This window comes from Microbacterium sp. (assembly GCF_048259935.1).
Lineage (GTDB): Bacteria > Actinomycetota > Actinomycetes > Actinomycetales > Microbacteriaceae > Microbacterium.
The window spans coordinates 445,317-470,788 of sequence record NZ_JBLXHF010000001.1 but is presented as its reverse complement, the minus strand read 5'-3'; the positions used below and the strand labels follow the sequence as shown (position 1 = coordinate 470,788).

Sequence of the window (25,472 nt, the reverse complement as noted above, 5' to 3'; positions counted from 1 at the left end):
CTCTGCTCCGATCCGCGTCAGATCAGCGAATGCTGTTCTCGTGGCTGTGGCTGGAGCCACCGGCCGCGGGAGCGGGCATCGACTTCTGCATCTGCACGAGGAACTCGACGTTCGACTGCGTCTCTTTCAGCTTGCCGAGCACGACCTCGAGAGCCTGCTGCTGGTCGAGGCCCGCCAGGGCACGACGCAGCTTCCAGGTGATCTTGACCTCATCGGCCGACAGCAGCATCTCTTCGCGGCGTGTGGACGAGGCGTTCACGTCAACGGCCGGGAAGATGCGCTTGTCAGCGAGCGAGCGCGACAGGCGAAGCTCGCTGTTTCCGGTGCCCTTGAACTCCTCGAAAATGACCTCGTCCATCTTGGAGCCGGTCTCGACGAGAGCGGTGGCGAGGATCGTGAGCGATCCGCCGTTCTCGATGTTGCGGGCGGCGCCGAAGAAGCGCTTCGGCGGGTAGAGTGCTGCCGCATCGACACCACCGGAGAGCACACGGCCCGAGGTGGGCGTGGCGATGTTGTACGCGCGACCGAGGCGAGTGATCGAGTCGAGCAGCACGACGACGTCGCGGCCCAGCTCGACGAGGCGCTTGGCACGTTCGATCGCGAGCTCGGCGACGGTGACGTGGTCTTCGGCGGGACGATCGAAGGTCGAGGCGATGACCTCGCCCTTCACCGTGCGCTCCATGTCGGTGACCTCTTCAGGGCGCTCGTCGACGAGGACGACCATGAGGTGGACCTCAGGATTGTTCTGTGCGATGGCGTTTGCGATCTGCTGCAGCACGATCGTCTTACCGGCCTTCGGAGGGGCGACGATGAGGCCGCGCTGGCCCTTTCCGATCGGTGCGACCAGGTCGATGATGCGCTGGGTGAGCTTCTCGGGAGCGGTCTCCAGGCGCAGACGCTCCTGGGGGTACAGCGGCGTCAGCTTGCCGAACTCGACACGCGTGGCCGCGTCGTCGACGGAGAGACCGTTGACCGAGTCGACCTTCACCAGGGCGTTGTACTTCTGTCGCCCCTGCTGCTCGCCCTCACGAGGCTGCTTGATAGCGCCGACGATCGCATCGCCCTTGCGCAGGTTGTACTTCTTGACCTGGCCGAGCGAGACATAGACATCGCTGGCGCCGGCGAGGTAGCCGGTGGTGCGCACGAAGGCGTAGTTGTCGAGGACGTCGAGGACGCCCGCGATCGGGATCAGGACGTCGTCCTCACCGATCTCGGTCTCGAACTCATCGGACGTGGTGCCGCTGCGGCGCTTGTTGCGCTGGCGTCCGCGGCCGTTGCCGTCATCCTCGGATGCACTGTTCTGCTGCGAGTCGTTGCCGTTCTGGCCGTTGCCGTTCTGACTGCGGCCACGGTTGCGGCTGCGGCTGCGGTTGCGGCCGCGACCGGAAGTCTCGTCGCCATCGCTGTTGTCACCGGCGGTGTCGTTCGCGTTCACGTCAGAGGACGACTTGTCGCCCTTGTCGGACTCGCTCTTGTCGGACTCGCCCTTGTCGGACTCGCCCTTGTCGGCGTTGTCGCCCTTGCCTGACTGAGGCTTGGAACCCTTGCGGGCGCGCGGGCTCTTCTCGGTCGACGCCTCGTTCTTTGCGTCGGAGTCGCTCTGCACATCGGCGTCTCCGGAAGAAGCCTTCTCGTCCGCCGGCTTCTCACCCGCGGTCTTGTCGGCCGTTTCGCCGGTCGAATCGGCATCTGCCTGCTCGACCTTCTTGGTGCGGCGGCCCCGACCAGTGGTCTTCGGTGCTGCTTCAGCGGGTGCCTCAGCCGTGGCTGAGGGTGCGTCAGCCGCGGGCGCGTCAGCCGCGGCGGCCGGTGCGCTGTCGGATTCGGCCGAAGCAGGTTCGGCGTCAGCCTTTTTCGCACGGCTGCGGCGCGGGGCCTTCGCCTTGGGCGCAGCCTCGGCGGCAGGTGCAGCGTCAGAAGCAGGCGCGGCCTCAGCGGGCGCGGCCTCTGCCGCACGTGCGGACTCGGCAGCCGTCTTCGCGGCCTGCTCTGCCTTCGCGGCTGCCGTTGCCGTCGTCGCGCGACGCGGTGCGCGCTTGCGCGGCGCTGCGGTTGCCTCAGCGGCGGTTTCTACGGCAGGTGCCTGAACGGCGGATGCTGCCTGATCATTCTGGGTCTCGGAGAAATTCTCCACGAGTACTCCCTCATATGTCGTGGGAAATGAGCATGTCTCGCGCACAACGGGTGCTGCGCGCGATCGCACGGGAAGACGCTCGGCGTCCGCCAGCCAGGACCGGAAAAGCAGTTCTGGGGGTTGCGTGCGGGTCTCGCAGATTTGCGATGGGGGCCAGATTCACGAAATTACGTGGAGCCCTCCGCTCGTTCCCTAACTGTACCACCACGCACGTCGACGGCCAGCATGAGGGCCTCCCACGGGGTGTCCGTTACGGAATCGGCGACTTCAACGGCGTCCTGACGGCGACCTGGACCATCAGCGAGGACGAGGACGCTCGGGCCTGCACCTGAGACAACGGCGGCGAACCCGGCAGCACGAAGAGCGGTGACCAGCTTGTGCGTCTCCGGCATGGCTTCTGCGCGGTAATCCTGATGCAGTCGGTCGGCTGTCGCGTCGAGGAGCAACTCAGGGCTCTGCATGAGAGCCGCGATCAGCAGCGCGGTGCGCGAGACGTTGAAGACCGCATCCTCACGAGACACCTGTGGCGGCTGGAGTGACCGTGCGAGCGACGTCGACATCATCCGCTCCGGCACGAGCACGAGAGGCGCGACGCCGCGATGGACGAGAAGCTTCTTGTGCTGCGGGCCGTTCTCACCGGTCCAGGCGATCGTCAGACCGCCGAAGAGCGCTGGCGCGACGTTGTCAGGATGTCCCTCCAGCTCTGTGGCGAGGCGGAGCAGGTCAGCATCGGAGAACTCCACCTCCCCGGCTAGCAGACCCTTGGCCGCCAGGACGCCCGCTGTGACAGCGGCGCCGGAGGAGCCGAGCCCACGGCCATGGGGGACGCCGTTGTGCGCGACGATCCGCAGGCCCGGCATCTCGCGTCCGGCATCCTTGTAGACGTGCTCGATCGAACGGACGATGAGGTTCGACTCGTCGCGCGCGATCTCGGATGCTCCAGAGCCCGTGACCTCGATCTCGAGACGGTCTTTGCCGAGCGCGGTAATGGTCAGCTCGTCGTACACGCTCAGCGCGAGTCCGAGTGTGTCGAAGCCCGGTCCCAGGTTGGCGCTGGTGGCCGGCACCTGCACCTGGACGGTTCGTCCTTCGACCGCCTCCTGAGGTTCAGCGGCCATCACTCGCCTTCCACGCGCAGCACGGACACGACGCGATCCACGACAGCGCTTGCCGCGAGCTCGTCCACCGTGTCGCTCAGAGCCTGCTCCGCTGCCCTGTGCGTGCCGATGATGAGTCGTGCCGTAGCATCCGCCTCTTCACCGGCGGTCTGGACGACCGTCGCGACCGACACGCCTCCGTCGGAGAGGATTCCCGCGACGGTGGCGAGCACGCCGGGCTGGTCGTTGACTTCAAGAGTGATCTGGTAGCGCGTGACGACGTGGCCGATCGGCACTGTCGGAAGGTTCGCGCGGGTGGATTCGCCCACTCCGACTCCCCCGGCGATGTGCCTGCGTGCTGCGGAGACGACGTCGCCGAGCACGGCGGAAGCCGTCTGCACTCCGCCGGCGCCTGCCCCGTAGAACATCAGCGATCCGGCGGCCTCGGCCTCGACGAAGACAGCGTTGTTCGCCCCGTGCACGGACGTGAGCGGGTGGGTGCGGGCGACGAGAGCCGGGTAGACCCTGACCGAGATCGACTCGGTGCCGTCGACGTCGACGCGCTCGCACACTGCGAGCAGCTTGATGACGAATCCGGCTGCGCGGGCCTCTTCGATCATCGACGGGGTGATCTCGGTAATACCTTCGCGGTACACGGCGTCGAGCGGCACAGTGGTGTGGAAGGCGAGAGACGCGAGGATCGCGGCCTTCTGCGCTGCGTCGAAGCCCTCGACGTCGGCGGTGGGATCTGCCTCGGCGTATCCCAGACGCTGCGCGTCGGCGAGCACGTCGGCGAAGTCGGCGCCCTCGGAGTCCATCCGGTCGAGGATGTAGTTCGTCGTGCCGTTGACGATACCCATGATGCGCACGATGCGGTCGCCGGCGAGCGAGTCGCGCAGCGGACGGATGATCGGGATGGCCCCGGCCGCCGCCGCCTCGTAGTAGACGGATGCACCGACCTGATCGGCTGCTTCGAACAGCTCCGTGCCGTGCGTTGCGAGCAGCGCCTTGTTGGCGGTGACGACGTCTGCACCGGAGTTCAGCGCCAGCAGCAGGTTGGTGCGGGCCGGCTCGATTCCACCGATCAGCTCAATGACGATGTCACTGCCGAGAATGAGCGTTTCCGCGTCGGTGGTGAACAGCTCCTTCGGGAGATCCACATCACGCGGAGCATCCACATCGCGCACCGCGATACCGGCGAGCTCGAGAGACGCACCAGCACGATCGGCCAGCTCGTCGCCGTGGCGCAGCAGCAGATCGGCGACCTGCGAGCCCACGGCTCCCGCGCCGAGAAGTGCGACCCTGAGACGGCGGTACTGATCGCTCGATTGGGGCTGAGTCATCGTGCTCCTTCATTCATGCTGATTCCGACGTCCCGTGACAACAGGTCATCGATGGTCTCACCGCGCACAATGACGCGGGATGAGCCGTCTGCAACTGCGACAACGGCGGGACGGGGGACGTGATTGTAGTTGCTGGAGAGCGACGCGCAGTACGCGCCAGTCGCCGGCACAGCCAGCAGGTCGCCGGGGGCAACGTCTCCAGGGAGGTATTCGTGGTCGACGACGATGTCGCCGGATTCGCAGTGCTTGCCGACCACACGGGCCAATGCGGGAGCCGCATCGCTCGTGCGAGAAGCGATGCGAGCCGAGAATTGGGCGCCGTAGAGGGCCGGCCTGGCGTTGTCGCTCATTCCGCCGTCGACGCTCACGTACAGCCGGCTCGCGCCGGACTCGAGCGTGACGGGCTTCGTCGTGCCCACTTCGTACAGAGTGACGCCGGCGGTGCCGACGATCGCACGGCCCGGTTCGAAGGCGAGGATCGGCAGCGGGATGCCGCGCTCAGCGCATCCTGCCGCGACCGCATCGACGATCTCGGCAGCGAGCTGCGCGATCGGCGTCGGATCGTCGACGCTCGTGTACGCGATACCGAATCCGCCGCCGAGGTTGAGGATCGGGATGTCTCCGCCCGCAAGGAGCTTCTCGTGCAGTGCGAGCACGCGTGAGGCCGACTCGCGGAAACCAGCGACGCCGAAGATCTGGGAACCGATGTGGCAGTGCAGGCCTGCGAACTCGAGCGACGCGAGTTCGCGGATTCGCGCCACTGCGGTCTCGGCATCCGCGAAGGGCATACCGAACTTCTGGTCTTCATGCGCTGTCGCGAGGAAGTCGTGCGTCTCGGCGTGCACGCCGCTGTTCACCCGCACGAGAACCCGCTGGACGGTGCCTGCCCGCTCGGCCGCGACGGCGATGCGCTCGATCTCGATCCTGCTGTCGACGATGATCGTGCCGATGCCGGCCGATACCGCCCGCTCGATCTCGCTCACCGACTTGTTGTTGCCGTGAAAGCCCAGGCGTGCAGGATCGACTCCCGCTGCGAGTGCGACTTCGAGCTCACCACCGGTGCACACGTCGACGTTCAGGCCCTCTTCGGTCACCCAGCGCGCGATCGTCGTGGAAAGGAAGGCCTTGCCCGCGTAGTAGACCCTGGCACTCGTCGAATGCTGCGCTGCGGCAGCGGCAAAAGCGTCGTGGAAGGCTCTGGCGCGCCCACGCACCTCGTTCTCATCGAGCACGAGCACCGGAGTGCCGTGCGTGCGCACGATCTCGCTCACCGGCATCCCGCCGAGAACGATCTCCCCGTCAGCATCGCGCTGCGCGGACGCGGGCCATACTCCAGAAGCCAGCGTGTTCGCATCGTCGGGAATGGCCAGCCAGTCCGGAGCGAGGGAATCTGCAGGTGAAAGCACACAGCACCAATCGTGGAGGGAAACCTCGGCAGAAACGGGCCGAGCGAGACTGCCCCGATTCTATGGCACCCGCACAGATGGCCCATATTCGGCAAGCCCTTCCCGCGCGAACATCACCATTCATTACGGTGAGGGCATGAAGATCGTGAAGTCTGTGATCGCCTGGGTGCTGAAGTTGAAAGCGGTGCGCGCGTATCTGCTCTACTCCGAACGACGAGGTCCGATGCTCGCAGACAGCGTCACGTACCGCGCACTGTTCAGCGTGTTCTCCGGCCTCCTGCTCGGATTCTCGATCGCCTCGATCTGGCTGGCGGGCAATCCGCAAGCGTGGCAGGCGATCCTCAAGGCGATCGACGCGGCTGTCCCCGGCCTCATCGGACCGAACGGCGTCGTGAAGGATCCCACAGAGTTCGATGCCCCCGTCGGGCTCTCCATCACGGGCATTATCTCGCTGGTCGCGCTGATAGGTGCCGCGCTCGGCGCGATCGGATCATTGCGCATCGCGGTGCGCAGCATCGCTGGCACGATGCTCGAAGACGTACTGTTCGTCTGGGTGCTTCTGCGCAATATTCTGCTCGCGATCGGAATCGCCCTCGCTTTCGTCGCCGCAGCCGCGGTGACCTTCGTCGCCGGCATCGGACTCGAGTTCCTCAGCGATCTTCTCGGCCTGCCAGCTGAATCGGTCGGTTCGCGCTGGGCACTGCGCATCATCTCGCTGTTGGTCGTGTTCGCACTGGACATGCTGCTGATCTTCGGCATCTACCGATTGCTGTCCGGAGTGCGCGCACCTGCACGGGCGGTCTGGCCTGGCGTGCTGCTCGGCGGGGCGGGCCTGCTCGTCCTCCAAGAGCTGTCGACCCTGTTCGTGGGAGGCGCCCGTTCCAATCCACTGCTGGCATCGTTCGCCTCGCTGCTGGCGCTGCTGATCTGGATGAACCTGTCATCGCAGGTCATCCTCATCGCCTGCGCCTACATCACCACTGGCGCCCAGGAAGCGCACGATCGGATCTCATCGACCGAGAGTGTGCGCACGTTCGCGCAGCGACGGGTGCAACGCGCTCAGGAGGACGTCGTGATCGCGACGAGGGCGTTGCGCGCCGCGGAGAAGGCCGAGGCCGCCGAGCGCACATCGCGCTAGCTGCAGACGCCGTTCTGCTGGAGCGCGGGGTCGGTGACGATCGCGCCATCCACATCGATGTCGATCACGGCTTCTGCTCCGTCGATCTCGAGCCCCGTCATCGTGAGACCGGCTGGCAGCTGATCGGCGATGCAGATGCGCTGCGGTTCAGTGATCCACGCAGCAGCCGTACCGAAGCGGTCGGCGATCTCGGCGGCGTTCAGCGTCACACCGCCGATCTGCGCCCCCACCGGGGTGAGCAGGAGCTCACCGTCATCCGCTGCTGGTGTCACTGTCGCCGAGATCGGCACCGGCACCCCGAAGACCGAGAAGCTGCCAGAGGCGGTGACGTCGGGTTCCGAGAAGCGGATCTCATCGATCAGCAGATCGGATGCGGCAATCAGATGAGTGAACTGCTCTTGGTCGATACGCACTGTGCCTGACGCATCCGTGAGGTCGCCGCCGCGCAGCGGGACTCCGATGGCGGTGACATCCGCTGAGCCAGTAATGCCGCCGATCGTGACCGAATCAGTCGAGAGATGCAGCTCATCCAGGCGACCGCCGATCACCTGCGGCAGCAGGACTCCGGATGCCTCGACGTCGAGCTGCTGGTCAGCAGGCAGCGCGAGCTGTTCGATGACGATGCCTCGAGCGATACCGGGCAGCACTGCACGAGTGACCAGCTCTGCAGCCACTGCGAGGGCCGCAAGAATCAGGATGATCACCAGGAGAACCCACGGCCAGCGCACACGGCGCTTCTGGTTCATGGACTCCCCGTTCATGCGTACGACTACATCCGCTCGGGAGCGGACACTCCGAGCAGGTCGAGACCGTTGCGCAGCACCTGGCCGGTGGCGTCGTTCAGCCACAGGCGCGTGCGGTGGACACTCTCGATCGGGGCATCGCCCAGCGGCGTCACACGGCAGTTGTCGTACCAGCGGTGGTAGAGCCCCGCGAGCTCTTCGAGGTAGCGCGCGATCCGGTGCGGTTCGCGCACGGAGGCTGCGAAGGCGACGATGCGCGGGAACTCCTGAAGGGCTCCGAGCAGCGCCGACTCGGTCTCGTGCGTGAGGGTCTCAGGAGCGAACTCCGAGCGGTCCACACCGGAATCTGCGGCATTGCGTCCCACATTGTGCGTGCGGGCATGCGCGTACTGCACGTAGAAGACCGGATTGTCGTTGGTGCGCTTCTGCAGCAGCTCGGGGTCGAGGTCGAGCGGCGAGTCGGCGGGTGAGCGCTCGAGTGAGTACCGCAGCGCGTCTGTGCCGAGCCACTCGAGAAGGTCATCCATCTCGATGATGTTCCCCGCGCGCTTGGACAGACGCGCGCCATTGATCGACACCATCTGCCCGATGAGCACCTGGACGTTCTTCTCCGGGTCTTCGCCCGCCGCGCCGGCTACGGCCTTCAGCCGGTGAACGTACCCGTGGTGGTCAGCGCCGAGCAGGTAGATCTTGTTCTGGAAACCGCGGTCGCCCTTGTTCAGGTAGTACGCGGCGTCGGCGGCGAAGTAGGTGTATTCGCCGTTGGAGCGGCGGATGACGCGATCTTTGTCATCGCCGAAATCGGTCGTGCGCACCCACACGGCGCCCTCTTCGTCGAAGACGTGTCCTTGCTCGCGGAGACGGTCGACCGCCTGGTCGATGAGGCTGACGCCGTCGGCGTTCTCGGCGTGCAGCGTGCGCTCCGAGAACCAGGCATCGAACGGCACGTTGAATCGCGCCAGGGAACTCTTGATCTCGGCGAGTTGATACTCGTAGGCGAGGTCCTCTGCGACCTGCATCTGCTCGGCTTCAGGCAGCTCGAGCAGGTCAGGGCGAGCGTCGAGCACGCGCGACGAGAGGGTGGTGATGTACTCCCCGGGGTAGCCGCCCTCCGGGGTCGGCTCGCCCTTTGCGGCCGCGAGAACGGATGCTGCAAAGCGCTGCATCTGGGAGCCGGCGTCGTTGATGTAGTACTCACGGACGGCGTGCGCACCGCTGGCGAGCAGCAGGCGCACGATCGAATCGCCGAGGGCTGCCCAACGCGTGTGAGCGATGTGAAGAGGACCTGTGGGGTTCGCAGAGACGAACTCGACGTTCACGCTGACGCCGGCCTGCGAGTCGTTGGTGCCGTATGCGTCGCCGGCGTCGACGATCGTCTTGGCGAGCACGCCTGCCGCTGCGGCGTCGAGACGGAAGTTGATGAAGCCAGGGCCCGCGACCTCTGCGCTGGCTACGCCTTCGGCTTCGGCCACTTCATCGGCGATCTGCTGTGCGAGCTCGCGCGGGTTGGTGCCCAGCTTCTTCGCGAGGCGCATCGCGATGTTCGATGCCCAGTCTCCGTGGTCGCGGTTACGGGGGCGCTCCAGCACAACATCAGTGATGTCGAGGTCGAGCACCTCGTCCGGTCGCAGAGACGCGGCGATCGGTGTGACGACGGCGAGGATGGCTTCGGCGAGAGTATCGGGATTCATATCCCCTCAATTCTAGGGCGCGAGTTGGTGACTGCCTTCCGATCGCCTACCCTCATCCCATGGCTTGGGGAATGACGCGGCGGCACGGTCGCGCGATGGTGCTGACGGCGGTGCTGGCCGCGGCCGTCTCCGCGGCGGTTCTGGGCGTGTGGCGTCCATGGGTACCCCCGACCGTCGACGCTCCGATTCTTGCATCCAGCAAGGTCGTCACCGTGGCTCCGACACCGATCGTGCTACCGGAGCACCCGCAGGTTCTCGTGTTCGGAGACTCGTGGACTTACGGGGCAGCCGCAAGCGACCCGACGCTCGGGTACGCCTATGTGCTCGCCGACCTGCTGAACGGTCAGACCATCGTCGATGGTGTCCGCGGCAGCGGGTATCTCAAGCCCGGCATCGATGGCCCCGACGTCGGCGAGCGCATCACAGCGCTCGACGCATCTCTCGCACCCGATCTCGTGATCATCCAGGGCTCCATCAACGACCGCCGCGAAGGCGCTGCGGGATATCGCGAGGCGGTGAATGCCGCATGGGATGCTCTGGCCGCGACCTACCCGGAGGCATCGATCGTCGTCCTCGGTCCCGCGCCCCATGAGCTTCCAGTCGGCGCGGGAACCGCGCGAATCGATGAGGATCTCGCCGCACTCGCGAGTGCACGCGGCTGGTGGTACATCTCCCCGATTCAGCAGAGCTGGATCACCGAGCTGAACTACCTCGACGTGATCGACGTCGACCTCGGAAACAAGCATCCGTCGACTGAGGGCCATCGCTACCTGGCCGAGAAGGTCGCCTCAGCGATTGCCGAGATGGAAGCAGCCCCTGTCACCGAAGCCGGCGGCGCGGAGCCTGAAACCGCTCACTGAGCGGAATCTGCTACCAGCGCGCTGAGCGCATCCGCATCCAGGATGGTGATGCGACCCCGCGCTGCCTGCGCGATCACCGCCGCGTCGCTGAGTGCCCGCAGCTGACGGCTGAGCGACTCCGGCGTGGTGTCGAGCAGCGAGGCGATGTCCTTCTTCGCCAGCGGCAGCACGACTTCCATTCTGTTGCCCGCACCGTGGTGAGCGGGAAGGGTGAGCAGATAGTTCGCCACCCGCGAGCTCACATCTCCCGAGATCACCGCGGCCAGACGCGCCTCGGCCTCGCCCAGTCGCCTGCTCACGCCTTGCAGCATTCGCAGGCCGATGCTCGCGTGCTTCTCGACGAGTCGTTCGAGATCAGCATGGTCGAACACGCACAGCTGCGCGTCTTCCAGCGCGCTGGCGGAATGATCCGGGCGGATGCCGGTGAGAAAAGCCGACTCGCCGATGAAGTCGCCTGGCCCGAGGACGCGGATGATCTGCTCGTGCCCTTCAGTGCTCGTGCGGGAGATCTTGACGCGTCCGGTGTGCACGACCGTCAGCTGCGAGACGTCGCCGCCTGCGGAATACACCTGCTCTGCACGATCGACGTGTGTCGGGCGCGCGACGCCGGCGACCTCCAGCTGCTGCTCGTAGGTCAGCCCTTGGAACAGCGGCACTCGACTCACGCACAGGTCCTCTGCGGCCTCCGACATCGGCACTCCTATCGCTGCTCCACTCGATCGTCACTCAGTATGGCAATGGATCGCTCACTCTTGGGCATCGCCGCAGCTCCCTGAGCATTGCGGAGCAGCCGCATCGCGTTGAGGATGACGACGAGCACGGAGCCCTCGTGCACGAGCATCCCGAGTGCCATGGTCACACCACCGGTGAAGACGCCGATGAGTAGCAGCACGACGGTGATCAGAGCGATGGCGATGTTCTGCCTCATCACGTTCACTGTGCGCCTGGCCAGCTGAATCGCCTCGGGGAGCTTCAGTAGGTTGTCGCCCATGAGGGCGATGTCGGCGGTCTCCACCGCCACCGCGGATCCGGCAGCACCCATGGCGACGCCGATATCGGCCGTAGCGAGAGCCGGTGCGTCATTGACGCCATCGCCGACCATCGCCACCGTGTGTCCCTCTCGCTGCAGCTTCGCGACGGCATCCAGTTTGTCTTCTGGCAGCAGTGCGGAGTGAACTTCGTCGATGCCGGTCGCCTGCGCGACAGCATCCGCCACGAGCCGAGTGTCGCCGGTGAGCATGACGACCTTCTTCACACCGCTGGCGTGCAGGCGCCTGACCATCTCGGATGCGTCCGCGCGGATCGCGTCAGCGACCGCGAGCACACCGATAACAGCGTCATCGAGGGCGACGATCATCGGCGTCCTGCCCGCTGCCGCCAGCTCATCGGCAGCCGCCTCGGAGCGCGCGACATCGATGATGCCGTACTCGGCGAGCAGCGCGGCGTTGCCGATCAGCACTTGTCTGCCGTCGACGTCGGAGACGATCCCCTTGCCGATGACCGGAGTGACAGACCCGGGGATGCCGGTCGGGGCGACTCCTTCGGCACGCGCCGTATCGAGCATCGGGCGTGCGAGCGGATGCTCTGAGCCCGCCTCTGCGGCTGCCGCCCACTGAAGCACGTCGGCGCGTGTCAGCGCGGGATCGAGCACCACGATGTCGGTGAGCTGCGGGCGGCCTTCGGTGAGGGTGCCGGTCTTGTCGAGGGCAACGGCCGAGATCTTCGCAGAGGTCTCCAGGTACTCCCCGCCCTTGATGAGGATTCCATTGCGCGCCGATCGTCCGATGCCTGCGACGATCGCGACGGGGATCGAAATCACCAGCGCACCGGGGCATCCGATGACCAGCAGCGTGAGCGCCAGCACGACGTCACCGGTGATGAGTCCGGCGGCGAGGGCGAGCACCATCACGGCGGGCGTGTACCAGGTTGAGAAACGGTCAATGAACGCCTGCGTCTTCGCTTTCGCGTCCTGTGCCTCTTCCACGCGATGGATGATGCGCGCCAGGGTCGTGTCCGCGCCGATTCCGGTCGCGCGCACCTGCAGGAATCCCCCGCACGACACTGTGCCCGCATAGACCTGATCGGCGGTCGTCTTCTCGACGGGCATCGATTCACCGGTGATCGATGCCTCATCGATCGCACCCGTGCCGGAGATCACCTCTCCATCGACGGGGACCTTCGTCCCGTTCTTGACGAGCACAGTCTCCCCCATCCGCACTTGGGCGGCGGGGATCTCGACCTGATCTCCGTCGCGCAGCACCACGGCGCGGTCAGGGGCGACGGCCACGAGTGCTGCAAGTGCCGCACGGGTCTTGTTCATCGTGCCGGCTTCGAGCGCGTGTCCGACCGAGAAGAGGAAGGTGACGGCGGCGGCTTCCCAGAAGTTGCCGATGACGATCGCGCCGATTGCGGCGATCGACACCAGTAGATCGATGCTGATGAACTTCACGCGCAGCGCGCGCAGCGCCTTGAGGAGGATTCCGTAACCCGCAACGACCGCCGCGGCGATCATCAATGCGTTCGCGAGAGTGAACACGTCGCCTGAACCGTGCGCGTGCTCCCCCGCGTGCACCCACCACCGCGGGGTCAGTGCGAGGTTCGCCCCGCCGCCCGCGAGCTTCTCCGCCCCGAACGAGAGCAGGATCAGGATTCCGGAGACCACCGGGATGAACCAGTTGCTGTGCCGCCAGGCACGAAGCGCGTTCACGACCGCCGCCTTTCTTTCTATCTCGCTGTATGTGTTGCTGGTGCCGTGCGTCAGAAGGCCGACGCGGTCGACTTGTAGCCGGCCTTGTCGACGGCGGCGATGAGGTCGTCCACCGAGGCCTTCGCGGCGTCGTGGTCGATCTCGACGCGTCCGGAGGCGAAGTGCACCTTCACGTCTTGGACGCCGTCCATCCGACCGACCTGCTTCTCGATCTTCGCCACGCAGGAGGGGCAGGAGAAGCCTTCCGCACGAAGAAGCGTGTGGGTGGCCTGTGGCATGGTGTTCATGACAACCTCTTTCTGACGGTGAGTTCTCTGTCGGACCAGGTATTTTCCTGTCGTCCGATATCGACGGTACCGATGCGTTGAGAAGTTGTCCTTGACCCGGGTCAAGAGAGGCGGAAGCGACGAATCCCCGCCCTGATCTGGGCGGGGATATGGACGTCGGAGAGATCTCTCGTGTGTGCCCCCGACAGGAGTTGAACCTGCGACCTACGGTACCGGAAACCGGCGCTCTATCCACTGAGCTACGGAGGCGTACCGATCGACAATATCACTGACCGGATGCTGATCAGACATCGTGCTCGCCTCGGCTTCTCGCGGCAGGCGGCCGCCTGCAGGCCGGCTTCGTGCGCTGATCCCCGAAGATGAACACATGACCTCGCCCGAGCTGCACGACTGGCCGCCGACCGATCACACCCATCGCCGCTCTGAAGTTTCGGCAGTGCTCGGCCGCAGCGAGGAGATGTGGGAGCGCGCCAGTTACGACGTACTCCGCTGGCGGGTCAAGACTGCGAGTGGCTTCACCGTCGATGATCAAGGCCCCGTCGCCGCGGGCGATCGCGTCCAGATCGCCGCACATGTGCTCTGGTTCAAGATCATCGAGCCCGTGGAAGTCGTGAGCGTCGTTGAGGAGCCCGATCGCGTCGGCTTTTCCTATCGAACGCTCCCCGGCCACCCGGTCAGCGGTGAGGAGGCGTTCGTCGTGCACAGAAGCGGCGATGAGGTGCGTCTGACGGTCCGCTCGCTCACCCGCCCCGCGCCGCAGCAGCCGTGGCGCATGATGTATCCGCTGCTGAGGGTCGCGCAGCTGATCGCCCGTCGCAGATATCTGCGGGCGCTGCGGTTGCCCCGCGAATGAACGCCCGTACCCCTCGTCTGGGTCGCACATTGCGTCGGTATAGCCCCGCGAAAGCGACAGTTTTTGCGACCCAGACGAGGTGGGCAGCGCGTGGGACGTGGGGGACGTGGCCCGCGACGCGCCACCGCGCGTCACACGGGCGCGCCACGCTCTACGATGGAAGCGAAGACCCGGCATCCACCCCCGAGCACGAACGAGGTTCGAGACTTGCAGTACATCTCCACACGCGGCGGCACGCTCGGACAGTTCAGCGATGTCCTTCTCGAAGGTCTCGCACCCAACGGCGGACTCGCCGTTCCCGAGACTCTCCCCCAGCTCTCCCCGGATGACCTCGAGCGCATGCGCGTGCTGACGTACCCGCAGCTCGCCGCCGAGATCATCGGACTGTTCGCCACCGACATCCCTCGTGCCGACCTCGCACGCCTCACCGAGGGCGCATACGGCGACGGCAAGTTCGCCGCGGAAGAGATCGTTCCACTGACGGCCGTCGACGGCATGACCCTCGTCGGCCTCTCCGAAGGACCGACACTCGCCTTCAAGGACATGGCGATGCAGTTCCTCGGCGGGGCACTCGAATACGTGCTCGAGAAGAGCGACCGCGTCCTCAACGTGCTCGGTGCTACCTCCGGCGACACCGGATCCGCCGCCGAGCACGCACTCCGCGGCCTTGACCGAGTCTCGGTCTTCATGCTCTCCCCGCAGGGCCGCATGAGTGCATTCCAGCGCGCGCAGATGTACTCGCTGCAGGACGAGAACGTGCATAACATCGCGGTCGAGGGCGTCTTCGACGACTGCCAGAACCTCGTCAAGCGACTGAACACCGACCTGGACTTCAAGCGCGCCCACAGCCTCGGCGCCGTCAACTCCATCAACTTCGGCCGCATCTCCGCGCAGATCGTCTATTACGTCTGGGCATGGTTGCGCACGACGGATGCCGTTGCCGAGAGCGACCGCGCAGCCTACGCGGTGTCGTTCGCAGTGCCCTCTGGCAACTTCGGCAACATCCTCTCCGGGCACTACGCACGCACCATGGGCGTCCCGATCCACGAGCTCGTCCTTGCCACCAATGAGAACAACGTCCTCGACGAGTTCTTCCGCACCGGCCACTACCGTCCGCGCAGCTCGGCCGACACGCTGGCGACGTCGAGCCCGTCGATGGATGTCTCCCGGGCGTCCAACCTCGAGCGCTTCGTCTTCGATCTGCTGGGGCGCGACCCCGAGCGGACCGCCGCAGCGTGGCACGAGCTCGAAGAGCGCGATGAGATCGATCTCTCCGCCGAGCTCGAGCGCTTCGCTGCAGAGTTCGGAATCGTCAGCGGCAACAGCACGCACGCGGACCGACTCGCCACGATCCGCGACGTCCACGCCACAACTGGCGTCACGATCGACCCGCACACCGCAGACGGCGTCAAGGTCGCGCGCGAGCACATGAGTGACGGCATCCCGATGCTCGTGCTCGAGACCGCCAAACCCGCTAAATTCGCAGAGCTCATCGAGGAAGCACTCGGCGAAACAGTCGAGCTCGACGCCGACACCCGGATGCTGCTTGACGCGCCGCAGCGCGTGACGAACATGCCGGATGATGAGCAGCAGCTGCGCACCTTCATCTCCGAGCACGCTCTGAGCTAAGTCGGTCCATGACCGCGACGTTCGCCGGATGATCCTGCGGCAGCCGGTCGACCAGGTCAGCTGAGAGCGACCGACAGCGCGAGCGCGATGATCGCGAGCAGCGGCAGAGTGCCCTGCATCATCGCGGAGCGCACCATCCTCCGGTTAGAGAGCACGAGCACGAGGGCCGCTGCGAGCATCATCCCGGTACCGGCGAACACCAGTGTGAGGCCGACCGTCGTGAGCCCCGACAGCACAAGGACGATCCCGAGCAGCGTCGCAATCGCGAGGAACAGGTTGTAGAAACCCTGGTTGAACGCCAGGGGCTTCGTGGTCTCAGCATCCGCTTCGCTCGCGACGCCGAAGACCTTGCGGGTCGCCGGCTCCGTCCACCGCAGAGATTCCAGCACGAAGATGAACACGTGAAACGCCGCCGCGAGCGCGGCGAGCAGCAGACCGATGATGAGCATGGACAGAGTCTGGCACGTCAGAAGATCACGACGTAACGCGCAAGCGCGTCGAAGAGCACGCTCGAGAGCCCCGTGGACTCCTGAATGCTCTCGCGTTCGCGCACAGCAGCCGCGGTGATGTCGGTGATGATCCCGTCGGCGTCATCACGCATCAGTTCACGCACACGCTGCTCGTCATTGACCGTCCACACCATCGCGCCGAGGCCGGCCTGGTGTGCGGCATCGTTCATCTCCGCGGTGAACGACCACTCCTCGATGACGAGGAAATCAGCCGCTGTGTCGGGAACGCCGACTCCCGCAAGTGCCATCGTGAGACCGACGGTCAGGTCCGGGCGCAGTCGCTTGAGCTCTTCCACACTGTCTTTGTCGAGCGAGTGGTAGATGTTGTTCTCGAGCACGCCCAGATCTTCGAGTTCGTCGACCAGACGCGGCACGAGATCCGGGCTCTCCCCGCCGTGCAGTTTGATCTCGATGAGCAGCGGTTGTTCGATGTCGCGCGCGACCGTCACATATTCCTCGAGCGAGGGGATTCGATCGCTGTTGCCCTGCGCATCGTGCACGGTCATGGCGACCAGTTCGTCGAGGGTGAGATCACCCACGTTGCCGGCTTCTCCGGTGAGACGGGTGAGCTCGGCGTCGTGCATCACGACGAACTTGCGGTCCGCCGTCTCCATGACATCCATTTCGACGAAGTCGGCATCGGCGGCACGCGCCGCCTTCAGCGACGAGATCGTGTTCTCCACCGCATCTGCAGTATCTCCGCGGTGCGCGAGCACGAGAGTGCTGGGCTCACGGGAGAGCGCATTCATCACGGGAATGTTCACCGCGCTCAGACCGATCACGAGCACGGCGATGCAGACCGCCGGCACCCAGGTGAGGCGACGACGCTGCTCTGCCGCGGGAGTGACCGGCGTGCTGCCTGGCTGCGCGGCGAGAACGACGAGAACCGTGACGATCATCACTGCGCCGATTCCGACCGTGATCATCGCACCCACCTGCGCCACAGCGAGCATCACTGCCGCCACGATCGGCGCAGCATCCGGCAGGAACGCATCGGCGAGCGCGACGGGCCCCAACCCGATCCCGATCAGCGCGCCACCCGCGATCGCGCCGGCGACGAACACGGTGAAGATCACCAGCACGAGCACGACGCGGTGGCCGCGGACGAGACGCCAGCTGCTTCGCAGCGCGCCCCCTCCGCTCGCTCCGGTCGTGGCGAACAGCGGCACGGCGAGCGCGAGCTGGATGTTGAGAAACGCGAGCACAAGAAGGAACACAAGGTAGGCGATCAGCCCACCGGTGGTCTTCATGAGCTCGCCGGTGATGAACGAGGGGATGGTGATCGCCTGCGACAGCACGGACATGAATCCGATGCCGCCGAGGGGAAGCAGCAGGAAGAGATATGGCAGCAGCGGCAGAGCACTCGGGCGCAGCAGCTTCCTGCTCAGGACCCCGAGCTCACGAAGGGTGTCGCGCGCGAACAGCTGCTCGCCGACCTGCACTCGCCTGATGGCGACGACCAGCACCAGATACTGGAATGACAGCACGATGAACGCGATCGCCACCAGCGCGATCAGCAACCCGATCGAGAGCGGCGTGGTGATCAGTCGCGGGAGGGTGGAGGTGTCAACGCCGGCGAGCCCTGCGGCACGCAGCGCCTCGGCAAAGAGCCAGCGCAAGAGCGGGGCCGCGATCAGTGCGATCATGCCCTGACCGACCAGATACACCGCCGCGAGGCGCCATCCGCCCTGCCTGATCACCCGCCAAGCTGCGCCGACCAGCGTCGTGTACTCCTGGCGGAATCCCCCGCGAACGCCGCTCACGTCCTGAACGCTCATGTGCTGATCCTGTCTGTAGAACGAGTGCAGAGTCCGACTCAACCTAGCGCGGCCAGGACTCACACCAGAAAGATCGGCAGCAGCCCAGGATTATGCGCGTGCACGAGCACAGCGAAGACGACGGCGTCGAAAAGCAGGTGCACCGTGACGACGTACGCGAGCGAATGCGTCTTGAGGAATATATAGCCCTGCAGGAGCGCGAACGGAATCGTCAGCAGGGGGCCCCACTCGCGATAGCCCAGCTCCCACAGGAACGACACGAACACGACCATCTGCAGCACGTTCGCAACCGCGTCGGGAAAATGACGACGCAGCAGCGCGAACACCGTGCAGATGAAGAAGAGCTCATCCCAGATACCGACTGCACCAACACCGACGAACAGGCGCGCGATGAGTTCGGGGGTGTCGACAACAGGCCAGTTCAGGTAGACGCCACTGGTGATGAAGTAGAACGGCAGGATCAGCCAGCCGAGCACGAGAACAGCGATCAACCAGGTCCACTGCAGGCGACCCCAGCGTTTCCCCGTGCGCCACGGAAAGCTGATCGCCCGGTCGTGGAACACGAAGCGTGAGATCACGTACGGTACGACGACGGCTCCGCCGAGAGCCAGGGTGAAGCGCAGCATCGCGAGGTTGTCGAGCTCGGCAGCGAGCGGGATCACACTGACGATCAGCATCCCGATCGAGATCAGCGACAGATCGCGCGTGAGCGATGGTGCGGATGCCGTGACCGCCCGACGCTCGATGATCCAGGCGCCGCCGACGCCGAGTGCGAGAAGAATCCAGCCGAGCCAGGCCTGCTCCACCACGAAGAACGCGGGAGCGGCGAGACACACGAGTGCCGCGGGCAGGATCCTCGGCGTCCAGGCCGCTTCGCCGTGCGTCACTCGCGAGGCTTTCGCCGGTACACGAGGTCGCGGATCTCGCGCCCCTTCGTGATGCCCTTGCGTTCGAACGCTGTCATCACGCGCCCATCGAAGCGCTCAGCCCACTCCCCCTCGAAGGCGCGCTCGAACTGCGGCTCCTCATCGAGGACCTCGCACATCTGGAGTGCGTAGTCCTCCCAGTCCGTTGCCAGTCGCAGCAGACCATCATCGGCCAGCGCGTGGGCTGCGGCGTCTCCGAACCCGGGCCGGATCAGGCGCCGCTTCGTGTGACGCTTCTTGTGCCACGGGTCAGAGAAGAAGATCCAGACCTCGGAGGCCGACCCCTCGGGCAGGTAGGTGGACAGCACCTCCGGCGCATTCGCCTCGATCAGACGCAGGTTGCGCACACCCGCTTTGTCGGCGTCGAGCATGGTGCGTGCCAGCCCCGCACGGAACACTTCAACGGCGAGGAAGTCATCATCAAGGCGGGCGGATGCCGCCGAAACGATGGCGTGCCCCTGCCCTGATCCGATCTCCACGATCAGCGGTGCGTCACGCCCGTATTCGGATGCCGGATCCATCCGCGCATCCGGGTGCACACTGGTCGACGCGACATCCCTCGGGACGTCCAGCAGATAGCGCGGGCCGAGGTCGGCGAATGCGCGCTCCTGCGCCTCCGACATCCGTCCGCTGCGGCGAACGAAGGAGACCGGTTCATCGCGGAAAGTGCGGGGTTCAGGCATGTCTCCCAGCGTATCCTTGCCGACAAGGATCCGACGGCCGGCGCGGATCCGACGGCCGCTGCGGGACTACGCGGCGGCAGGCTCGGTGACGAAGTCGATGAGCTCCTCGACACGACCGAGCAACGCCGGCTCCAGGTCGCGGTACGTGTGCACCTTGCTGAGGATGTGCTGCCAGGCGCGGCCGGTGTCGCCCTGTTCTGCGTGCGGCCAGCCGAAGGCCCGACAGATGCCCGTCTTCCAATCGATGCCGCGCGGGATCTCCGGCCAACGCTGAATCCCCAGAGTCTGCGGCTTCACGCACTGCCAGACATCGATGAACGGGTGGCCGACGATCTTCATGTGCTTGCCGTGCGGGCCGCGCAGAATCGCGTCAGCGATGCGGGTCTCCTTGGACCCGGGGACGAGGTGATCGACGAGCACGCCGTAGCGGCGCTTCGCGCTGGGAGGCTCAGCCGCCAGCAGCTCGTCGAGCTTGTCGACGCCCTCGAGGAACTCGACGACGACGCCTTCCGCGCGCAGGTCGGCGCCCCAGACCTTCTCCACGAGCTCGGCATCATGCTTGCCCTCGACGAGAATCCGGCTGGGCAACGCGACTCGCGCGCGCAGGGCACCGGCGACGAAGGATCCGGATGCTGTGCGCCGTGTGCCCTGCTTCACCGCGACTGGCGGGATCAGCCGTACCGGCTCGCCATCGATCATGAAGCCACCGCCGAGGGGGAAGACGCGCTTGCGCCCCTTGTAATCCTCGAGTTCGACGGTGCCGCCCTGCACCCGGGTCACCGCGCCGCAGAAGCCGTCGACTGCCACTTCGACGACGAGATCCTGAACGGCGGCGACATCGTGCACCTTCTTCGCGCCACGATCCTGCCAGCCCGATGCCAGCACGTCGGAGCCATACCTGTCATCCATGCCTTCCAGGGTATGCGTCAACACGTTTCTTCCCTCGCCCGACACAGACTCTTTCCGCCAGTCGCTATCGTCTGTCACCGGGAGTGAATAGACTCGATTCTCCAGGGGCTCACGCCCTCGCGGAGGGAGCACAATGCGGACTCGGTTCACAGTCATGCTCGGGTTGGTCGCGGCGGCGTTCGCGTCGACTGTGACAGCATCGGTCGCCATGGCGACCGCCCCGGTGACTCTCGACTCGGGTTTCGTGACCGATGACGCGGGAGTGCTGTCGTCGTCTGAGAAGGATGCCGTGAATTCACGCCTCTCCGACCTCGCCGCAGCCGACGGCGGCGACCTCTACGTCGTGTTCGTCGATGAGTTCACCGGCCCATCCGACAGCGTCGCCTGGACCGATCAGACGGCGATCGACAACGGGCTCGGCGTCGATCAGTACCTCATCGCCGTGGCCATCGACGCCGGCCAGTACGCAGTCTCCGCCGACCAGAACGGCCCGCTCGATGACAGCGAGATCGATCGCGTCACACAGGCGATGGAGAACGGACTTCGCGCCGGAGACTGGAGCGGAGCAGCGATCGCCGCAGCCGATGCCTTCCCGGGGCAAGGCGGGGGCGGCGATAGCGCCAGCGGATTGACGTGGGTGCTCGTCGCCGCGGCCGTCATCGCGGTGATCATCCTCATCATCGTGCTCGTCTCGCGGTCGCGCAGGAAGAAGCGGACGGCGCAGGTCACCGTTCCCGATCCCAACGACCCCTATGCGTCGATCAGCGACGAAGACCTCGAGCAGCAGGCAGGAAGCGCGCTCGTCCATGCGGATGACGCGATCACTTCGAGCCGGCAGGAGGTCGGCTTCGCGGTGGCTCAGTACGGCGACGACTCGACCGCTGCGTTCACGAAGGTCGTCGAGGCAGCCCAGGCCAAAGTCGCCGAAGCGTTCTCGATCAAGCAGAAGATCGACGATGAGATTCCCGACACCGCCGAGCAGCGACGCGCATGGCACATCCAGATCATCCAGCTGTGCGACGAGGCCGACGATCTCCTCAACGAGAACATCGAGGCGTTCGAAGAACTGCGCAAGCTCGAAACCGAGGCTCCGCAGGCGCTGGAGCGCCTCAAAGCGCGACGCGCCGCGGCGGAGCAGGCACTGGATGCCGCGGCCCCAACGCTCTCCGCGCTCGGACAGACCTATGACGCCGCTGCGCTGGCAACCGTCAGCGACAATCCTGCCCAGGCGCAGCACAGCCTGTCGCTCGCAGATGCCGCGATCGCGGAGGCTGCTACAGCGATCATCGAGGGCAAGAACGGCGAAGCCGCCTTCGATATTCGCACCGCCGAAGACGCTGTCGAACGCACTGAAGAGCTGATCGACGCGGTCACGAGCCTCGGCGCGAACCTTCTTGCCATCGAAGAGCAGATCCGTACGACGATCACCGATCTCGAAGCGGATATCGCAGCGGCAGGAGCCATGCCAGACACCCAAGGGCACCTCGCACCGATCATCGCCAGGACGCGATCGAACATCGACGCGGCGCAGGCCACGCTGCAGGGCACCGCGCGCAACCCGCAGCAGAATCTCGACATGCTCACCGCCGCCAACGCCGAGATCGACGCCGCGCTCGGAAGAGTACGCGAAGCGAGCGAGCAAGCGCAGCGCGTCCGTCGCGTTCTCGAACAGCGCCTCACCCAGGCACAAGCACAGATCAACACAGCGAACGACTTCATCACCACTCGTCGAGGTGCGATCGGAGCGACAGCTCGCACCCGCCTCGCCGAAGCGAACGCGGCATACTCCGAAGCACTCGCCACACAGGCGAGCGACCCCATCCTCGCCACAGAACGCGCGACACGTGCATACAGCCTCGCCTCCGAGGCGACATCGCTCGCCCGCAATGAGGTCGATGCATTCCACACCGGCGGATGGTCGGGCGGCTGGTCGGGCGGCTACAGCTCCGGTGGCAGCAGCGACCTGGGCGGAGCCATTCTCGGCGGCATCCTCGGCGGCCTCTTCAGCGGTGGCGGGGGCGGCGGCGGAGGCGGCAGCTGGAGTTCTGGTGGCGGCTGGCGTTCCGGCGGCTCGAGCCGCAGCAGCACCCGCAGCAGCAGGCCGTCCAGCTTCGGAGGCGGCTCCTCGCGCAGCAGCTCCCGCAGCGGCGGTCGATCAAGAGGGGGCCGGTTCTAGCATCCGCTCGTTCTTCTCACGCTCACGAAAAGCACGAACTCACACGACCCCGTTCCAATCGAAAGGAAACACCATGGCCAAGCAGTCCATCTTCGGTCGAATCTCGACGCTGATGAAGGCGAACATCAACTCCCTCATCGACCAGGCGGAAGATCCGCAGAAGATGATCGATCAGCTCGTCCGCGACTACACCAACAATGTCGCTGACGCAGAGGCTGCCATCGCGGAGACCATCGGCAACCTGCGCCTGCTCGAGCGCGACCACGAGGAAGACATCCAGGCCGCCAAGGACTGGGGCAACAAGGCGATCGCCGCGAGCCGCAAGGCTGATGAGCTTCGAGCCAGCGGCAGCACGGACGACGCGGACAAGTTCGACAACCTCGCCAAGATCGCGCTGCAGCGTCAGATCAGCGAGGAGCGCGAGGCGAGTTCGTCTGAGCCCACCATCGCCGCGCAGACCGAGGTCGTCGACAAGCTCAAGGCCGGTCTGAACGGAATGAAGGAGAAGCTGGGCGAGCTCAAGGCTAAGCGCAGCGAACTCCTCGCCCGCGCGAAGGTCGCCGAGGCTCAGACCAAGGTGCAGGACGCCGTGTCCTCGATCAACGTGCTGGACCCGACGAGCGAGCTCGGCCGCTTCGAGGACAAGGTTCGCCGCCAGGAGGCCCTGGCGCAGGGCAAGGTCGAACTCGCCGCGTCCAGCCTCGATGCACAGTTCGAGAGCCTCGATGACCTCGGTGAGCTCACTGAGGTCGAGGCGCGTCTGGCCGAGCTGAAGGCCGGCGGCTCCTCGCAGGCGCAGATCGAGTCCTGAAACCCCGGATGCCCCAGGCCGTGGGTCCGGGGCATCCGCCCTCACGCTTTGGAGGTCCTTGTGGCCCGCTTCTTGGTTGTTCCGCAATGGCAGGGCTCTCCGTCGGCGCGCGCGATGCTGCTCGTCGATGGGGCATCGGCGATCTCGGGTGATCTCCCACGCAGTGCCACCACGGTGCTCGATATCCCGCTGGAAGCGGGCGAGTCGCTCGGAACCGGTGTGCACCGCCTGAGTTCCCTGCAGCGCATCCGATCGATGATCACCGAGAACTTCCATGACGGCACCATCGTGATCGGTGGCGACTGCAGCGTGACCGTCGCCGCGCTCGACACCCTGGAGCGCGACGATCTCGCTCTGGTCTGGTGCGATGCCCACCCCGATCTGCACACGGATCAGACCTCGCCCTCTGGTGCGTTCTCCGGGATGGCGTTGCGTGCCGTGCTGGGCGAAGGAGAACCTCAGCTCGCGCTCTCCCCTGGCCTCCCCGCCGATCGAGTCGTCCTCGTCGGCGCGCGTGTGATCGACGACGCAGAGCAGGAGCCTCTCGACCGCCTGAATCAGCTGAATGTCACCGACCTTGAGGATCCGGATGCTCTCGCCGCTGCCGTTGCGGCAACCGGCGCCGCACGGGTCTGGGTGCACATCGACGTCGATGTGCTCGACCCCACCGAGATCGCCGGGGTCTCCTCTGCCGCACCCTTCGGTGCGAGTGCCGCGGCTCTCGCGGCATCCATCCGAGCGTTGCGTGAACGCGTGCCGCTGGCGGGGGCGACGATCGCCGGCTTCGCCCCGCGCACTCCGCTCGACGCGATCGAAGATCTCGGCGCGATTCTGCGCCTGGTGGGGGCCGTGGCGTGACCGCGCGCACGCAGATGCCTGACTGGCGACCGGCTGCGGAGGCCGCGCTCGCGCGCGGTCGCCGATTGGATCGGCGCATCCCGTCGTTCCTGTTGCGCTCTCCGATCAGCCGAATCGGCTACGCCTGGGGCACAGCGGTCGGTTGGGTCTGGGGCTCACTGTGGAGCACGGGTCCGATCGAACGACGTAACGGACTGTGGGTCTTCCGCGGGATGCCGAAATGGACGTTCAAACGCGGCGGCGTCTGTGTCGGCGGATGCTATCTGACGGGGCCCTCGTCTCCTACGGACGCGGTGCTCCGCCATGAAGCCGTGCACAAGGCCCAGTGGCTGCGCTATGGATTCCTGATGCCGGTGCTCTACCTGTTCGCCGGTCAGAACCCGTTGCGAAACCGCTTCGAGATCGAGGCGGGGCTCGAAGACGGCAACTACGTCAGTGCGCGGACGGGAGCAAACCGAAGCGCTCGGGTGCGCTGATCGTCGAGGCGGGCACCTCGAGCGTCGAAGTGAGGTGCTCGACGATGTCAGCCGTGCCGAGGTAGCCACCCAGCAGTGTGATGTGCGTGGAGTGCTCCTCGTCGCACAGCATCTCGTCTGCCCAGGCGCACGTCGCGCGAGCCAGTGCCGCGCCGGGTGCGCACGCGCGCCCCGTACCCGGTGCTCCCGTGCGCGATGAGCGTGCGAGCCAGGTGACCGTCATACGAGCGGGTGCCTCGATCACACCGATGTCGCGTGCATCGGGAACCTCGATGAACACACGACCAGACGCACACAGCGGAAGCGTCGCCAAGAACGTCTCGAGTTCAAGCAGCGAGTTCTCATCTGCCGTGACCAGGTGGTGCGAACGCACACGCGCTGCCCGACGCTGGGCTCGGCCGCTGCGGATCTCGGTGGACGTCGTCATGATGTCACCATCGTAACACCGATGAAGGGTT

23 protein-coding genes and 1 tRNA gene are annotated in these 25,472 nt (G+C 65.8%); 8 read left to right on the top strand and 16 right to left on the bottom strand.

The features are described from left to right. Positions 1 to 22: 22 nt before the first annotated feature. The 4 genes from rho to lysA all read right to left on the bottom strand — a co-directional run bounded on the left by rho (position 23) and on the right by lysA (position 5,980). Positions 23 to 2,134, bottom strand: coding sequence for a transcription termination factor Rho (rho, locus tag ACN0RC_RS02145; RefSeq protein ID WP_417508403.1), 2,112 nt, complete (start codon positions 2,132 to 2,134; stop codon positions 23 to 25). 167 nt (positions 2,135 to 2,301) lie between these two features. Next, entirely contained in the window at positions 2,302 to 3,252 is a 951-nt protein-coding gene (gene thrB / locus ACN0RC_RS02140; protein ID WP_417508402.1) for a homoserine kinase, read from the bottom strand. Then, the gene (locus tag ACN0RC_RS02135) at positions 3,252 to 4,574 is read right to left on the bottom strand and encodes a homoserine dehydrogenase (protein ID WP_417508401.1); all 1,323 of its coding nucleotides are present in this window, start codon (positions 4,572 to 4,574) and stop codon (positions 3,252 to 3,254) included. Before ACN0RC_RS02135 ends, thrB begins: the two co-directional genes overlap by 1 nt. After that, positions 4,571 to 5,980, bottom strand: coding sequence for a diaminopimelate decarboxylase (lysA, locus tag ACN0RC_RS02130; protein ID WP_417508400.1), 1,410 nt, complete (start codon positions 5,978 to 5,980; stop codon positions 4,571 to 4,573). The genes ACN0RC_RS02135 and lysA overlap by 4 nt, the downstream gene beginning before the upstream one ends. A 136-nt stretch (positions 5,981 to 6,116) precedes the next feature. Between lysA and ACN0RC_RS02125 the strand changes: the two genes are divergently transcribed. Continuing rightward, entirely contained in the window at positions 6,117 to 7,118 is a 1,002-nt protein-coding gene (locus ACN0RC_RS02125) for a YihY/virulence factor BrkB family protein (protein ID WP_417508399.1), read from the top strand. Here the strand turns inward: ACN0RC_RS02125 and ACN0RC_RS02120 are convergent. Together ACN0RC_RS02120 and argS are read right to left on the bottom strand one after the other, a co-directional pair. Then, a complete protein-coding gene (locus ACN0RC_RS02120; protein ID WP_417508398.1) occupies positions 7,115 to 7,864 on the bottom strand; it encodes an LmeA family phospholipid-binding protein in 750 nt (249 codons plus the stop codon). The two genes, ACN0RC_RS02125 and ACN0RC_RS02120, sit on opposite strands and share 4 nt — an antisense overlap. Positions 7,865 to 7,887: 23 nt before the next feature. After that, entirely contained in the window at positions 7,888 to 9,552 is a 1,665-nt protein-coding gene (argS, locus tag ACN0RC_RS02115) for an arginine--tRNA ligase (protein ID WP_417508397.1), read from the bottom strand. 59 nt (positions 9,553 to 9,611) lie between these two features. Here argS and ACN0RC_RS02110 point away from each other — a divergent pair, with 59 nt between their 5' ends. Then, positions 9,612 to 10,412, top strand: a complete 801-nt coding sequence (locus tag ACN0RC_RS02110) for an SGNH/GDSL hydrolase family protein (RefSeq protein ID WP_417508396.1) — start codon at positions 9,612 to 9,614, stop codon at positions 10,410 to 10,412. Here ACN0RC_RS02110 and ACN0RC_RS02105 read toward each other — a convergent pair. The 4 genes from ACN0RC_RS02105 to ACN0RC_RS02090 form a co-directional block, all read right to left on the bottom strand. Then, positions 10,406 to 11,104 (bottom strand): Crp/Fnr family transcriptional regulator, encoded by a 699-nt coding sequence (locus ACN0RC_RS02105; RefSeq protein ID WP_417508395.1) that lies wholly within the window; start codon positions 11,102 to 11,104, stop codon positions 10,406 to 10,408. The genes ACN0RC_RS02110 and ACN0RC_RS02105 overlap by 7 nt on opposite strands. Before the next feature lie 8 nt (positions 11,105 to 11,112). Then, positions 11,113 to 13,119: a heavy metal translocating P-type ATPase gene (locus tag ACN0RC_RS02100; protein ID WP_417508394.1), complete on the bottom strand. Its 2,007-nt coding sequence runs from the start codon at positions 13,117 to 13,119 to the stop codon at positions 11,113 to 11,115. A gap of 50 nt (positions 13,120 to 13,169) precedes the next feature. Then, positions 13,170 to 13,406: a heavy-metal-associated domain-containing protein gene (locus ACN0RC_RS02095; RefSeq protein WP_417508393.1), complete on the bottom strand. Its 237-nt coding sequence runs from the start codon at positions 13,404 to 13,406 to the stop codon at positions 13,170 to 13,172. 176 nt (positions 13,407 to 13,582) lie between these two features. Further along, positions 13,583 to 13,655, bottom strand: a tRNA-Arg gene (locus ACN0RC_RS02090). Positions 13,656 to 13,773: 118 nt separating this feature from the next. On the opposite strand from ACN0RC_RS02090, the gene ACN0RC_RS02085 reads away from it, so the two are divergent. Next, positions 13,774 to 14,259, top strand: a complete 486-nt coding sequence (locus ACN0RC_RS02085) for a DUF1990 family protein (protein ID WP_417508392.1) — start codon at positions 13,774 to 13,776, stop codon at positions 14,257 to 14,259. 207 nt (positions 14,260 to 14,466) lie between these two features. Further along, positions 14,467 to 15,888 (top strand): threonine synthase, encoded by a 1,422-nt coding sequence (thrC, locus tag ACN0RC_RS02080; protein ID WP_417508391.1) that lies wholly within the window; start codon positions 14,467 to 14,469, stop codon positions 15,886 to 15,888. Positions 15,889 to 15,944: 56 nt separating this feature from the next. Here the strand turns inward: thrC and ACN0RC_RS02075 are convergent, their stop codons facing one another. The 5 genes from ACN0RC_RS02075 to ACN0RC_RS02055 all read right to left on the bottom strand — a co-directional run bounded on the left by ACN0RC_RS02075 (position 15,945) and on the right by ACN0RC_RS02055 (position 20,693). After that, positions 15,945 to 16,337, bottom strand: coding sequence for a DUF1304 domain-containing protein (locus tag ACN0RC_RS02075; protein WP_417508390.1), 393 nt, complete (start codon positions 16,335 to 16,337; stop codon positions 15,945 to 15,947). A 17-nt stretch (positions 16,338 to 16,354) separates the two neighbouring features. Further along, positions 16,355 to 18,175 (bottom strand): glycerophosphoryl diester phosphodiesterase membrane domain-containing protein, encoded by a 1,821-nt coding sequence (locus ACN0RC_RS02070; RefSeq protein ID WP_417508389.1) that lies wholly within the window; start codon positions 18,173 to 18,175, stop codon positions 16,355 to 16,357. 59 nt (positions 18,176 to 18,234) lie between these two features. Beyond that, complete coding sequence (locus ACN0RC_RS02065; RefSeq protein ID WP_417508388.1) at positions 18,235 to 19,062, bottom strand: type II CAAX prenyl endopeptidase Rce1 family protein; 828 nt, start codon at positions 19,060 to 19,062, stop codon at positions 18,235 to 18,237. Continuing rightward, the gene (gene trmB / locus ACN0RC_RS02060) at positions 19,059 to 19,784 is read right to left on the bottom strand and encodes a tRNA (guanosine(46)-N7)-methyltransferase TrmB (protein WP_417508387.1); all 726 of its coding nucleotides are present in this window, start codon (positions 19,782 to 19,784) and stop codon (positions 19,059 to 19,061) included. The genes ACN0RC_RS02065 and trmB overlap by 4 nt, the downstream gene beginning before the upstream one ends. 66 nt (positions 19,785 to 19,850) lie before the next feature. Then, the gene (locus tag ACN0RC_RS02055) at positions 19,851 to 20,693 is read right to left on the bottom strand and encodes a DUF3097 domain-containing protein (RefSeq protein WP_417508386.1); all 843 of its coding nucleotides are present in this window, start codon (positions 20,691 to 20,693) and stop codon (positions 19,851 to 19,853) included. Positions 20,694 to 20,826: 133 nt separating this feature from the next. On the opposite strand from ACN0RC_RS02055, the gene ACN0RC_RS02050 reads away from it, so the two are divergent. The 4 genes from ACN0RC_RS02050 (at position 20,827) to ACN0RC_RS02035 (ending at position 25,014) form a co-directional block, all read left to right on the top strand. Beyond that, a complete protein-coding gene (locus ACN0RC_RS02050) occupies positions 20,827 to 22,869 on the top strand; it encodes a TPM domain-containing protein (RefSeq protein ID WP_417508385.1) in 2,043 nt (680 codons plus the stop codon). Between the two features lie 73 nt (positions 22,870 to 22,942). Next, entirely contained in the window at positions 22,943 to 23,680 is a 738-nt protein-coding gene (locus ACN0RC_RS02045; RefSeq protein WP_417508384.1) for a PspA/IM30 family protein, read from the top strand. Positions 23,681 to 23,740: 60 nt separating this feature from the next. After that, on the top strand, positions 23,741 to 24,538 hold the full coding sequence (locus ACN0RC_RS02040; RefSeq protein WP_417508383.1) for an arginase family protein: 798 nt from the start codon (positions 23,741 to 23,743) through the stop codon (positions 24,536 to 24,538). A gap of 14 nt (positions 24,539 to 24,552) precedes the next feature. Next, on the top strand, positions 24,553 to 25,014 hold the full coding sequence (locus tag ACN0RC_RS02035) for a Fe-S oxidoreductase (protein WP_417508608.1): 462 nt from the start codon (positions 24,553 to 24,555) through the stop codon (positions 25,012 to 25,014). Here ACN0RC_RS02035 and ACN0RC_RS02030 read toward each other — a convergent pair. Next, on the bottom strand, positions 24,971 to 25,441 hold the full coding sequence (locus tag ACN0RC_RS02030) for an SIP domain-containing protein (RefSeq protein ID WP_417508382.1): 471 nt from the start codon (positions 25,439 to 25,441) through the stop codon (positions 24,971 to 24,973). The two genes, ACN0RC_RS02035 and ACN0RC_RS02030, sit on opposite strands and share 44 nt — an antisense overlap. Between the last annotated feature and the right edge of the window lie 31 nt (positions 25,442 to 25,472).